This window comes from Pedobacter sp. GW821-FHT01D05 (assembly GCF_059422505.1).
Genome location: NZ_JBWKXA010000005.1, coordinates 267,257 through 280,702, shown reverse-complemented (window position 1 = coordinate 280,702; position 13,446 = coordinate 267,257). Strand labels below are relative to the sequence as shown.

The following is a 13,446-nucleotide window of genomic DNA, read 5'->3' as shown; positions in this document are numbered from 1 at the left end:
TTCAATATAGCCAATTATGAGGCTAAAACTGGAAATCGATTATAACATTTTAGTTTCAAAGCTGAAAAAGGAGCTGTTTTTTGTGAAAAGGTGTTTTTAGTAAAGTTAATTTCGTCATTTCGACTGAAGCTGCTGATTTTTCATCAGTAGCGAAATGGAGAAATCTGTTTTGAGAGGTTTTATTATTAGATCTCTCCATTTCGCTTTGCTTCAGTCGAGATGACGAATCGATTTTAAAAAGCCAATATCCTCGATTCGTACCATAAAAAGCCAGCAGCAAGCAGAAACCCTGCAAAAAACCACCAGAGTGATACTTCTTCCTCTAGAATGGTATCTGTTAACTTGTTTTTGGCTTCCGTAGTATTCAGGTTTTTGATAAACTGATGGGTTCCATCAAGCTTTTGTTGGTTTTTGAGTGCTTTCCAATCGGTTTTTTTGTAAATATATACTGGCTCAACGGCTTGATTTACTTCTAAATTAGCCCAGCCTGATTTTTGAGGCCAGTAGAAAGCATCCCATTGGAAAAGAAGCTCCATGTTTTGCCGTGGACTAAGTAAAATACTATCGATTTTTAATTGTGGGACCCTGTCTGATGCTGCCAGATCTGCAATAATCCTCGTTTTTTGGTGAATAACGGGGAATTGAGGAATGATGTTTACAGACTGAATATCATTTCTTTTTCTCGCTGCATTGGCCAAAAGTTTAGACCAATAGGTTGCATAATCAGTTTTTTGCCCTGAAAGTAACCAATTGTAGGTGGCGGAAAGTGTAGAGACTAATACTTTGCCATAACCGCTGATGCTGCTATTGACAACTATTTTACCGCTGGCATCGGCAACAATGGGCTGATCAGTTTGATTAGCCCTTAAAAATACAGCTTGTTCAAGTGGTAAGGGATTAAATTTATGATGATCTTCTATCACGATTAAATTTAATGGGTTGCCTTTTAAAACAGGAGATTCAAAACGGCCAAATTTACCACTGAGTGTTGTCAAAGCTTTTGTATTTGCAGCCCTGATCAATAATCCCATTCCATTATTAACCGCAAGATTTATTGATGACCTTTCACTTGGGCTGATGGCCGTTAATTCTTCTTCATCAATGATCAGGATATCGAATTTTTTTAAGGATGATGTATTGATCTGATTAAGGTTGATGCTATCTATGTTAAGGAAATCGAAAGCAAATTTATTTTTACTGATCTGAGTTCTAAAAGCCAATGGATATTGATTTTCGTAAAGCCAATTTTTTAAAAATTTATATTCGAAGTCGGGAAAAGAGGCTAAAATCAGCACTTTCATCGGCGCTTGGTCGCCCACTTGTACCGGAACAGGTTCTTTAGCCACCGTATCCTTTTTCTGTAGCGCAATTAATTCGTAAATGGCTTTTCCTATTTGTTTAGGATTCGTTTTAAATGAAAAAGATTTATTCGATTTTGCCTCGATAACGATCGAATCTACTGCTTTACCTAAACCTTTGAACAAAAGTTTAACCGTTTCGCTCCCTGAGTTTTGATAAGTTCCCTGAACCTGAAGTGGTTCGCTGGTTTTTAATTTGGCTGGCCAGTTGGCAGAAATGATCCCGCCAGGATTTGCCGAAGGATGAAAAGTAATCTGGTATCCTTTGAGCTGCTCCAATTCGGTTGCATTTAAACCGTAACCATAAATATTCAGTTTTCGGATATTGGGATTGGATTTTAAGAAATAGGAGAGATCTGGAAGATTTATAGCCTTCGTATTTTTTAACCCTATCGGGGAGAGCGCATATTTTTTCCCCTTTAGTTTTGCAATAGAATCGAGATTTGCACCATCGGTGAGTAAAATAATTTCATCAGGATTTTGTTTTACATGTGATTTGTATCTAATCGGTACAATTAATAGAATAAAACAGCCCACGGCAACGATATTCGCTAAAATTCGCCATACTAATCTAGCCCGATTTGTTCGGTTTACCTCTTTGTAGAGAAAAAAGGCCATTAACAATACCCCAAGCAGAATAGCGATGTATTTAAATTCCATATCTATTTGCCGGTTTTGTTGAGGTTATTAAAATAGTTTTGGTACAAGGCCGAGGCTGGACTAGCGCTTTGTGTCTGCGGTTTTGCTGTTTCGGTATTGATCATTTTTTGTATAGCCTGTTGAACCTGATCAATCTCTTTAAGCATCAATTTATTTCCTGTACTTAGCTTTCTTAAACTGGTTAGGGCAATTAAATAGGTCGAAGGATTGTCGGCTGCGGCACCGATCATATATTTTTCTGTTTCGCTTAGTAAAAAGCGATCTTGATCACTGAATTTTTTATCTGTTTTTCTGCTTTCTAATATTGCAAGCGCTATTTTTAGCGAGGCTGTCCTTTTTTCTTTTTGCTCGAAGGACATTTTTTGCACAGGCTGCGTGATTTTATCTAGCTCGCCACTTAAACGTTTCTCGGGTTTTAACGCTGCCGTTTTTACGGTGGTTTTGGCTACATAAGCCCGCGATTTCTGTTGTAGATCTTTCAGTAATCTGAGCGCTTTATATTCGTAGGGTAATGCTTCCTGGGGTTTATAGGTTCTTAAACGGAGTTCTGCATTCCACATTTCAGTTAAAACGGCCTTTAGCTGTGCTTTCATTTCTGGTTCGAAGAAGGTGGCATCTTCTGCGATATCATGTTTGTGCGCATATTTGTCCATAATGGTGCTCACATCACCAAACTTCTCCTCTCCACCCTTATGTTCCGCATGCTCATCGTGGTCATCATGATCACCGCCGATTTCAGTTTCATTTTCTTCTCCCAAAAACTGTCCGTAACGCAACCGCAACAGCTTCTGGTCGATACCCAGATCGTTGCTTCGGGTTTTAAAAGTTGCAAGAGGCAATGTCGATTGTTCTTTCAACAGTTTCTCGGTATCGATAATAATCTGTCTTTCGCTCCTGAAATATTCTGGAACCAGGTTAACGCCATTGGTCATTCCTGCTAAACTCATTAATTCTGTAGTATCTACAATCGAAACAAAATAAACATCCGAACGGCTCGATTGACCGTGGTTATCCATCGCTTTGATGAAAAAGTAAAGTTCATCGCCTGGTTTCATGCCAAGGCTTTTTAAATCAATCAGTTTACTTAGCGTGAGGTTCTTTTTGTTGTCAAACCTTGTATTAAACAATAGTTTTTTCTCGGTGAAACTCACACCTTCACCTTTACCACTGGCCATGGTTGCCGATATATAGGCGTCGTTGATGCCATAGTCATCTGTAAGTGATACGTTCAGGTTAATCTTTTGCGGCTGACCGATATCAATAGTAGTGTGCTGTTTGGGTTGTGTAATTTTAATCGTAACGGGTAAATCAGGAATGAGCTCGATCTGGTACAGATCTGATTTTTTGCCATCCAAGTCCAGTTGGTAAAAGCCTGATTTGTTGACGGTTTTGCTATAGTTCCATTGTGTATGTGATGCATTTAAGGCTTTTAACGAAACAATTTCGTTGTCGTTAAAGATGATTTTCAGGTTTTTAGTACCAATGTTCGTTTCGATTTTCCAGTCGATTCTGGCACCTGTTTCGGCAGCAATTGTAAACTGTTTTTGTTTACGTTCTCCTTTTCCGGTATAGGCTGGCGGAATAATGGTGGCGCTGAAATCGGAAATTTCTGCCGGAATATTTTCTTTAACCTTAGGAACAGATGTTTTGGTTTCCTGAATAGGTAGACCGTCTTTTTTGGTCTGAGGGATTTTGGTTATTCCAAAACTGATCAATAAAGCTGCAAGTAATATTACCAAGCCTAAATATAATTTCTTCACAGGTTCTTTTGGCTGCGACAGGTTGGGGATTATATTTTCGATTTTGCTGCGTTGCAATTGTTGCAACATCGATAATTCAGCCTGATTTTGCAGTAGGAGATCGGCACTTTCTTCCAGTTCGGGATATTGGTTGTTTACAAAACGCGAAACATCCTGATCGGTGGTTTTCCAAATGGGTTTTATGGATAAGAAAATGCCCAGAATAACAGGAAAAATAACTGCAGAAAGCCATGGAGAAAAATGCAGCAGGTAAACGCCAATAACCGATAAAACCAAAGCAATGGCCAAAGCAATTGCAACGGTGCTAATCAGATAATAGCTAACCCACTTTATCCTTAAGTTACGGATCCAATTTTGTCCTTCAGTTTTTAACATAATTCGGTTTTTTTCTGAATGATAAAATACGTTCGGCGGTAAAAATCAATAAAGCTGCTATCCAGAATGTAATTCCAAGCGACTCGTTTTGGGTGGTTTTTGTGGCTTCTGTTTTAGAAATCTCGGTAACTTCTTTTTGCTGAACTGATAATCTCCGCTGATCGGCAGGGTTGTCTTCAAAGCCAAAGTCTGTTGAATTTTTTGCGCCGATCACAATCGGCATCAATGCTTTTACAAATGCACCATCCCAAACCAGTTCGTTCCACTGCGGGTTAAAGCGGCTATAAAAATGGAATGTATTTAGATTGTTTACCTTTTCGTTTGCTAAGATTGCATTTCCGAAACCATCGGTCCAAATTTTTTCGGATTGATTGTTCGAAACAATCCTTTTATTCAATTTAATTTGGCGCCCATAAATGTTTATAGTAGATGGTGTAGTAACTACTTTCCCTTTTTCATATTGAAATAGGGTTCCATTCTGTGCAATTAATGATCTGAAGGCTGATGTAACCGCATCATCTGCTAACCAAAAGCCGATGTCTACCTTCGCAGAAGCAGGGTTAATAATTATTTTTCGCTTCGTAAAGCTCCCAATAGCCTTTAATGCAGCAATGACGTATTTGCCATCTGCAATTCCAGAAGCTTCATGTATGGCGATGTTTATTGGTGCATCGCCTCCTGAATTTAAAGCTTTATAAGTAGTATTGGATGGATTCGATTTTGCTTCATATTTCTTTCCTGCATATCCGGCAATCCAGCTGCTAAGCGTATCGGTTTGGTTTAGCGGAATGTACTTTAGTTTATAGCCAAGGGTTGGCAGTGCATTGCCAAAACGGTTTAAGCGCCGATCGGCAAAAAGATAAACTTCAGCTCCCGGTAGAACAATTTGATTAGCCGCATTCAGCAAAGCTGTATAATTTAGGCTATTGGCCTGTGTTGTTCGATTATCAGCGGTATCTTTTAAGGTTAACGGCGTAAAACCCACATTAAAATCATGGATTTCGTAACCTTTTTTGAGCAATGAATCAATCGTCTTTTTATTCGAAATGAAAACCTGTTGAAAAGTTGCTTTGTCAATCAAAATCCATCCTTTTTTACTATTGCCTGAAGTATTTTTTTTTAAGTAAGGCTGTGCCAGAAGAAACACCAGTAGTACCAAAAGCAAGCAGCGTAGCAACAATAATAGCCAGTCGTTAATTTTAAAGCTTTTTGAGCTTGCCCTCGAGCTTTCGCCAAGCAGTGCAATGCTACCAATCTTAAGGGTTTTGCCCTGTTTGACATTCCATAAGTGGATAATGAGCGGAATAATTAATCCTGCCAGCGCCAGTAAACCTATGGGATATAAAAATTGCACGGTTTAAATTCTAAGTTTACTTCTTTGTTTTAAAAAATCTCTTAAAGCCTGATCTAAAGGCTCGTCCGTACAAATGGTTCGGTAGAAAATTCTTCTGTCGAGCATTTTAACTCTGGTTTCTTCTAAATAAGAAGCTAGTTTACTTTTATAGTCCTGTCTGGCTTTTTCCTGATCAATCTGAACGGTTTCCCCTGTTTCCAGGTCTTCGAAAGTGTTATAACCTTTAAAATCAAGATCCTGTTCGTTTCTTGATAATAGGTGAAAAACTACAATTTCGTGTCGAAGCGTATTTAAAGTGTCCAACAATTTAATAATCTCTTCATCGCTTTGATAAAGATCTGTCACGAAAATGAGCAGTTCACGTTTTTGGGCACCAGCAAATAATTCTTTATAATGAATGGGTTTGGTGAATTTTCCTTTAGGATTAATCTGCTCCAACTGGTAAAACAACCTGGCCAAATGCTGGTAATCCTGCTTTGGGGCCATAGAAAAGATCTCCGAATCTTTCAGTACATATAAACCAATGGCATCGCCCTGTAAATTTGCAAGATAGGCCAGTGAGGCACCAAGATATTTTGCATAATCTATTTTGGTAAAATCGCCGTCACGATGGTTCATCGAGGCACTGGCATCTACTAATATGCGCACGGCAATATTGGTTTCCACTTCCGATTCGCGTATGTAATAACGATCGGAGCGGGCAAACATTTTCCAATCGAGCGAGCGAAGGTCATCGCCAGGCTGGTAACTTCTATATTGACTAAACTCCAATCCCGGTCCCTTTACGGTACTTTTATTAATGCCGTTCATAAAACCGTCAATCGTCATTTTAGCCGATAAGGAGAGGTCTTTAATGGCCATCAATATTTTCGGATCGAGCAGTTTTTGCATTAAATATTCGCTTTTGGTTTCGAAATCGCTTTAATCAATTCGTCGGTTACTTTGTCTGATGAAACATTTTCAGCCTCGGCTTTAAAGTTCATTAATACCCGGTGTCGCAATACCGGATAAGCCATGGCCTGTAAATCCTCCATGATCACAGCATACCTGCCTTTAAATAAGGCTCTTGCTTTTGCTGTTAAAATCAATGCCTGCCCGGCTCTTGGGCCTGCGCCCCAACGTACCCATTCTTTTACAAAATTTACAGTCGTAGTATCAGGGCGTGTGGCGCGGATGATTTCACTTACATAAGTAATTAAATCATCGCTGATGCTTACTTCGCGGGTAATGGCCTGCAGTTCTTTGATTTCTTCTGCACCGATAATCGGGTTGATCACCGCTTTTTTACTTCCGGTGGTGCTGCTTAAAATCTGTTTTTCTTCGGCTGCCGTTGGGTAACCGATTTTGATGTACAAAAGAAAACGGTCTAATTGTGCTTCTGGCAAGGGGTAGGTTCCGGCCTGTTCAATCGGGTTTTGTGTAGCCAGAATAAAAAATGGCCGGTCTAAAGGATAAGTTTGTCCGCCATAAGTTACTTCAAATTCCTGCATGGCCTCTAATAGTGCCGATTGGGTTTTTGGAGGCGTTCTGTTCACCTCATCTGCCAGGATAATGTTGGCAAACAATGGGCCTTTGTTAAATTTAAAAAAACGTTTTCCCGTTACATGGTCTTCTTCCAGTATTTCGGTGCCCACAATATCGGTAGGCATTAAATCGGGGGTAAACTGGATTCTCCTAAAAGAAAGATCTAAAGCCTGCGACATGGTCCTTACCATTAAAGTTTTTGCTAAACCTGGTACACCTTCCAGTAAACAATGTCCGCCAGCCATTAAAGCAATCAGCATTTCCTCAATGATCACATCCTGACCCACAATTACTTTTTGTATTTCGCTTTTTAAAAGGGAGATCTTATCGATCAATATTTTTAGGTTGCTTTCTGAACGCTCCAAAACGGTTGATTTTTTAGTATAACGATATTGTGCTTCAATATAGGGCATATTGATAGATAGTTTTAGCCCAATGGAAAAGAATATCAAAAAATTTACACGATAATTAGGATAAAAAAGCAGAATAATAAAAAATGGAGGTAATTTTAGGGTGATGCAGAGAGCTAAATTTACATTTGCGAGATTAAAATATAATTCGGGCGATTGGGATACCGATCAGCGCATGCCATCCAACCTCTTAAATTCTCTTCTCGAGTATACAACCATTCCTTTGGATGAAGAAGAGAAAATTGTAGAGCTGAGCAGCCGCGATTTATTTAAATATCCTTTCTGTTATTTAAGTGGGCATAAACTCGTTCAATTTAGTCAGCAGGAAGCTGTAAATTTTAAAACCTATGTGCATAACGGCGGTTTCGTTTTTGTGGATGACTGCAACCATGATATTGATGGTTTATTTGCCCGCTCGTTCGAAACACAGATGAGCAACCTTTTTGGTTCTCAGGCTTTGAAGAAAATCCCTAATAACCATGGTATCTACAACGCTTTCTTCAAGTTTGAGAAAGGCCCGCCAACCACTTCTTTCGAGTTAAACGGCTGGGGTGATGATCTGGTGCACGATTACCTGAAAGCGATTACCATTAACAATAGGATAGGGGTATTGTACAGCAATAAAGATTACGGCTGCGAGTGGGATTACGATTTTAGGAACAAACGTTTTTTAGCTGAAGACAATACCAAGTTCGGGGTAAATATTATCCTTTACGCCATGGGGATCAACAGTTAACAGTTGACAATTTCCATTTGGCTGTTTTTTCGTGCTGTCAGATGTTGCCACTTGACAGGTTTATGCGATTCATTAATTAAATCCGGAAGCAGCAGATGGTAACGTCTGCCGCCACGCTTAATTGAACCAATACACCTACAGTGCATACGCGGTTTCGGCCTTCGATTGATTCAGCACCAAAAAACTCTGGATATTTCCTACATAAGCCAGTGCGCCTATATTGTCTCTCAGGAAATTGTTGTAAGAAACCATATCGGGCATGGCTACCTTGAGCATAAAATCGAAATGTCCGGTAAGGTGATAACATTCCATCACTTCAGGGTATTTTTCCATTTCGGCCTTAAACGCCCTTACAATATCTTCTGAATGTATGGTAAGTTGAATGTGAGGAAAGGCGATAAAATGCGACCTCAGTTTATCGATGTCTACAATGGCAACTGTTGATTTGATATAGCCATTTGACCGCAGTTTTTTAATGCGATCTACAATGTGGGTCATGCTTTTTCTAAGCTTTCCCGAAACTTCTTTATAGGTTAATAATCCATCACGTTGTAAAAGATTTAGGATTTCGATATCAGTCTGATCAACTTTTTGAGGTTGCATGTAAATACTTAGTGTATAATTGTTTCTTTTTTGTTCGCTTTTGTGCAGCCTAAAAATAGTTAAAATAAGGTATATTTATATAATTTATTGTCGTTATTTAAAAACATACTTAGTGTATAAATTACAATAATAGTGAAAATTATGGAGTGCAAATAAAAATTATATTCTGCCAGCTTATTTTTCTGGTATACTAAACCAAATTTTAGGATGTTTAGTGTTCCATAAAAAATAATTTTTACCAAAAAATTAAGTTGTTGCGGTATAATTTGCTTAACTACTGATCTTTACGCTATAATTAATTTAACCGCATATTATTTTTCTCATGCATAAAAAACACAATTTCGGTGCCGGCCCGTGCATATTGCCGTCATCTGTAATGGAACAAGCTGCTCAGGCCGTAATCAATTGGGGAGGGATGGGTTTATCTATTTTAGAAGTTTCTCATCGATCACCAGAATTTGAAGATGTAGTACTTAAAACCCAGCTTTTGGTGCGCGAGTTATTATCTGTTCCCGATCATTATGCTGTACTTTTTTTGCAGGGTGGGGCCAGTACACAATTTGCTATGGTTCCGATGAATTTTTTGAGTGAAGGGAAAAAAGCCGCTTATCTTGATACCGGTTATTTTGCACAAAAAGCCATTAAAGAGGCCAAATTGTTTGGCGAAGTAGAACTAGTTGCATCTTCGAAAGATAAAGATTATGCTTATATCCCAGTTGATTTTAATAACGATAAACAAGCTGCATACCTACATTGTACTTCAAATAATACGATTGAGGGGACAGAAATATTCGATTTTTCTACTGCCGGTGCGCCGTTGATATGCGATATGTCATCAGATATTTTTTCCAGAAAAATTAACATCACCGATTTTGATCTTATTTATGCAGGTGCCCAAAAGAATATGGGCCCAGCAGGAATGACGCTGGTTATCGCTAAAAATGAATTTCTTGATCAGGCAAAAAAAGAAATCCCATCAATGTTGGATTATCGGGTATTCCGCGATAATATGAGCATGTACAATACACCACCGGTTTTTTCTATTTATGTGGCCATGCTTAATTTATTGTGGCTGAAAGATCAGGGTGGTGTTAATGGAATAGAACAAAAAAATATAGAAAAGGCAAAATTATTATATGCTGAAATAGATCGGAATCCGCTTTTTTATGGTACAGCCGATGTTAAGCACCGCTCTCGAATGAACGTTACTTTCTTAGCCATTAATAAAGAAGTAGAAACTGAGTTCTTAAAATTTGCGGCAGATCAGGGGATTGTAGGCATAAAAGGCTATAGAACTGTTGGTGGATTTAGGGCCTCACTTTACAATGCACTCCCATTATCGAGTGTTGAAGTATTGGTAAATGCCATGACCAGTTTTGAAAAAATATACAGTGATAAAACAGTTCTTGAACTCGGATAATCAGTTAAACGATGATAAAAATCTCTCCATTAAAGGCATTACAGCCAGGTAAAGACATCTTTGATCTGATGATTTCTGATCAGGTACACGGTAAGGTGCACAAAAATGAGCAGCTTTCGTTTGAAGACTTGCTTAATCTGTTCGGATGTCCTTTGGATGATCGGCCTGCTATTTATGTTTATGAGTTCCGTAGCGAATTTGGTGTAATGAGGGGCATTTGGGCCGCTACCGATCTTTCTCAAACACCAGTTGATGCAATTAAAAGGCACGAAGAAACGGTATCGTCGAAAGTAGAATCGCTTAAAATAGACCGTAAAAATAAAGCAACGCAAAAATCGCCAATCTTATTGGTCTATAAAAAAGACAAAGCCTTAGATGCGCTTATTGATTTTGTGGTACATACGCGTAAACCTTTGGCAAGTGAATGGTCGCAGATGGAACATTTTCTTTATCAGGTATTGGAAGAAGATGTTATTGAAAAATTTGTTACGGAATTTATGAAACTTGATACGGTTTACCTTGCCGATGGTCATCATCGTTTGGAAGCAGCCTGTTCGCTACAGAAAAACACGTCTCAGCAAATCAGTTCGCTTTTTGTTTCTGCCGATGTAATTTCTATAGGTGCCTTTCATAGAGTGGTTTCGGGGGCAGATATTTCTTATTCACTGTTGATGGAAAAACTGAAAGCATATTATTATATCTCAAAAATCCCCAATAACAAAGCTTATAAACCCGATCAGAAAAATAGGTTAGGCCTTTGTTTTAAAGGCGAATGGTATCAATTGGATTTAAATCAGGCTTCTATGGCATTGTCAGCAGTGCCTGATACAGTGATTTTACAAGATAAAATCCTCTCAGCTGCGCTTGGTATCAATAACCCTAAGGAAGACGGAAGATTAACTTGTTTTCCAGATTGCAAGTGGTCTCAATTTCTTGCAGCGCTGAATCAGGATGAAACGTCAATTGGTTTTTCTCTTTTTCCGATGACAGCGGATGCATTTATAACTGCTGCAGAAATGGGTGAGTTTTTGCCGCCCAAATCTACATGGATAGAACCCAAGATCCCGCAGGGGTTTATGGCGAGTAGCCCGGTGGCCATAACGGCGAAAGGAGAACCTGTAAGGGTAAATTAGTAGTTAAATCTCTAAAACAAACGATATGTTCGATCTCGATTTAGAAAGTATAGCGCAGATAGGGGCTACCTTTCTGATCATTGCTTTCTTTTTAGTGGCTTTGTACAAAAAGCGCCTTAAGGTAAACAAGAAAAAAAATGATGGAGAGCAAGATTACCTGCATTGGCTCTAACCTGTTATATTGATTTTAACGGCGGCACGGTATTTTTTTTGTTGCGGTAAATCAATTTAGCTTTACGTTGAGTAAGTTTTGCAGTTAATTATACCCATAGCAGTTGATTATAGCAATTTGATTATGGTTAAATTTTATACTTTTGGGTTATTGATATTTACAATTTAACCCGATATATTTTATGAAAATGCTTTTTAGAGTTTGCACACTTTCTATTTTAATCTGCTCATCTGTTCTGGCAAGTGCACAAACCGTTACCTTAGATTATTTTTTTAATCGCGAAACCCGAAAGAATAAAGCGGGGGAGGTAGAGCGTTTTCATTATTTATGGGGCAAAAGCGATTATGGAAATTTCTTTATTTTAGGGAATATCTTTAAGAAACAAGGCTTTAAGTTAGACTCTTTAGAAACGGCTCCAACTGCAGCCAAGCTCAAAGGAACTGATGTATATATAATTGTAGATCCTGACCGGCCAAAAGAAAACCCAAAACCAAATTATATACAGGCGGCAGATATTACTGAAATTTCTGCATGGGTAAAACAAGGAGGCGTATTGGTGATGTTTGCTAATGATAGTGCAAACGTAGAATTGCCTCACTTTAATAAACTAGCCAATGTATTTGGTATGCACTTTAGCAATGAAATGCAAAATCATGTTATTGATGATAAACATTTTGAAGACGGTGCTATTTCTACCAAAAATAACCCTGTATTTAAAACTGCACAAAAAATATTTATGAAAGATGTTTGCGCTATTGAAACCAAGAATAGTGCAAAACCAGTTTTAAAAAATGCAGCTAATGCAACAGTAATCGCCTCGGCTAAATATGGTAAAGGAACCGTAATTGCTATTGCCGACCCATGGTTGTATGACGAATATGTTAACGGACGTTTACCAAAAGAAATGGGTTTCGAAAATGATAAAGCGGCTGCTGATGTAGTGGCGTGGTTAAAAAAACTGTCGAAAAAATAACGGCATTAAAGTTTATCTAGTTTAAGATAACCCAAATGAATTTCATCTTCAGGTAGATCGCCTGAAGATGTTTTTATTTCGATATGGTATTTTTGTTTCGATTCTTCGCTTAAAATATCTTCAATTTTATAAATATCGTCTACATCAATGCCATACTTTTCATCGATGTGGGCATTGGCACCTTTTATTGAATTGGTTTTAAAAAATGCCGTTTTCTTGGCCTCCTGTATCGCCTTGGCCCGTTCACGATGCACAGATAAAACAATATAATGTTGTTCGTATAATTGGTTGGATTGGTAACCACCAAGGTTAATGAAAAACAATTTATCAGTAGAATTGGGCGTTTTACTATCTCTTAATTTAATGTTGATTTCATAATTGTCGACCTTCTTCACTTCCCGCCAGCCGTCTATATGGATACTGCTTCCTGCTTCGGGCCAAAATGCTTTAATTTCGGGAACAAGTGCTTTAAGCGAATGGGCAATGCCGAAGAAATAATCGTGCTGTTCTACATTTCTTTTCGGTGCTTTCGATCCTAATAAAAGCATATATAATTTTGGTTGCGGTGTATCCATATTTAATTTGTTGACTTTTCTTTTAACAGTAATAAGCAGAATTGGTTCTTAATATTTGTGATTTTCTCTTAACTACAAAGGGCACGGAGAGGAAGGCACAGAGATTAAAGGGTTGAACAATCTTCCTGTAATATGATCTCTGAATTCGATTTAAAAAAGATTCTTCGCTGCGCTGCCAATGACAGATTCTAAAAACCGGTCGTCATCTCGACGGGAGCAACGCGCAGTGGAGAAATCTTTTTACTATATTAAAAGATCTCTCCACTGCGGTCGAGATGACGATTTATCTTAATCTATCATCCCAACTCCTTTATTTTTTTCTAAAACTGACCCCTCAGGATGACAAATTAAAATGATTAACAGTGCATCTGTCTTTCCGTGGCAAAAAAACAA

General features: G+C 38.3%; 12 protein-coding genes. 5 read left to right on the top strand and 7 right to left on the bottom strand.

From position 1 onward, the window contains the following. Window positions 1–233: 233 nt before the first annotated feature. From AC07VK_RS18600 to AC07VK_RS18580, 5 genes are read right to left on the bottom strand one after another with little or no spacing between them, the layout of a single operon-like run. Window positions 234–2,018 carry a hypothetical protein gene (locus tag AC07VK_RS18600; RefSeq protein ID WP_492962378.1) on the bottom strand — a complete coding sequence of 595 codons (1,785 nt, stop codon included), beginning with the start codon at window positions 2,016–2,018 and terminating at the stop codon, window positions 234–236. 2 nt (window positions 2,019–2,020) lie between these two features. Next, entirely contained in the window at window positions 2,021–4,153 is a 2,133-nt protein-coding gene (locus tag AC07VK_RS18595; protein ID WP_492962376.1) for a hypothetical protein, read from the bottom strand. Continuing rightward, window positions 4,140–5,507 carry a BatA domain-containing protein gene (locus AC07VK_RS18590; RefSeq protein ID WP_492962374.1) on the bottom strand — a complete coding sequence of 456 codons (1,368 nt, stop codon included), beginning with the start codon at window positions 5,505–5,507 and terminating at the stop codon, window positions 4,140–4,142. Before AC07VK_RS18590 ends, AC07VK_RS18595 begins: the two co-directional genes overlap by 14 nt. Window positions 5,508–5,510: 3 nt before the next feature. After that, complete coding sequence (locus tag AC07VK_RS18585) at window positions 5,511–6,398, bottom strand: DUF58 domain-containing protein (protein WP_492962372.1); 888 nt, start codon at window positions 6,396–6,398, stop codon at window positions 5,511–5,513. Beyond that, window positions 6,398–7,444, bottom strand: a complete 1,047-nt coding sequence (locus tag AC07VK_RS18580) for an AAA family ATPase (protein WP_492954739.1) — start codon at window positions 7,442–7,444, stop codon at window positions 6,398–6,400. Before AC07VK_RS18580 ends, AC07VK_RS18585 begins: the two co-directional genes overlap by 1 nt. Before the next feature lie 103 nt (window positions 7,445–7,547). Between AC07VK_RS18580 and AC07VK_RS18575 the strand changes: the two genes are divergently transcribed. Continuing rightward, window positions 7,548–8,177, top strand: coding sequence for a DUF4159 domain-containing protein (locus AC07VK_RS18575; protein ID WP_492954740.1), 630 nt, complete (start codon window positions 7,548–7,550; stop codon window positions 8,175–8,177). 135 nt (window positions 8,178–8,312) lie between these two features. On the opposite strand, the gene AC07VK_RS18570 is transcribed toward AC07VK_RS18575, so the two are convergent. Beyond that, window positions 8,313–8,780: an Lrp/AsnC family transcriptional regulator gene (locus tag AC07VK_RS18570; protein WP_057932837.1), complete on the bottom strand. Its 468-nt coding sequence runs from the start codon at window positions 8,778–8,780 to the stop codon at window positions 8,313–8,315. Window positions 8,781–9,102: 322 nt separating this feature from the next. Between AC07VK_RS18570 and serC the strand changes: the two genes are divergently transcribed. From serC to AC07VK_RS18550, 4 genes are all read left to right on the top strand, one after another. After that, a complete protein-coding gene (gene serC / locus AC07VK_RS18565; protein ID WP_492962370.1) occupies window positions 9,103–10,200 on the top strand; it encodes a 3-phosphoserine/phosphohydroxythreonine transaminase in 1,098 nt (365 codons plus the stop codon). Window positions 10,201–10,211: 11 nt separating this feature from the next. After that, on the top strand, window positions 10,212–11,333 hold the full coding sequence (locus AC07VK_RS18560; protein WP_492962368.1) for a DUF1015 family protein: 1,122 nt from the start codon (window positions 10,212–10,214) through the stop codon (window positions 11,331–11,333). 25 nt (window positions 11,334–11,358) lie between these two features. After that, entirely contained in the window at window positions 11,359–11,505 is a 147-nt protein-coding gene (locus tag AC07VK_RS18555; RefSeq protein ID WP_165456383.1) for a hypothetical protein, read from the top strand. Window positions 11,506–11,686: 181 nt separating this feature from the next. Then, the gene (locus AC07VK_RS18550; protein WP_493008053.1) at window positions 11,687–12,478 is read left to right on the top strand and encodes a lacto-N-biose phosphorylase central domain-containing protein; all 792 of its coding nucleotides are present in this window, start codon (window positions 11,687–11,689) and stop codon (window positions 12,476–12,478) included. 5 nt (window positions 12,479–12,483) lie between these two features. On the opposite strand, the gene AC07VK_RS18545 is transcribed toward AC07VK_RS18550, so the two are convergent. After that, a complete protein-coding gene (locus AC07VK_RS18545; RefSeq protein WP_492962366.1) occupies window positions 12,484–13,053 on the bottom strand; it encodes a DUF1543 domain-containing protein in 570 nt (189 codons plus the stop codon). Window positions 13,054–13,446 lie beyond the last annotated feature (393 nt).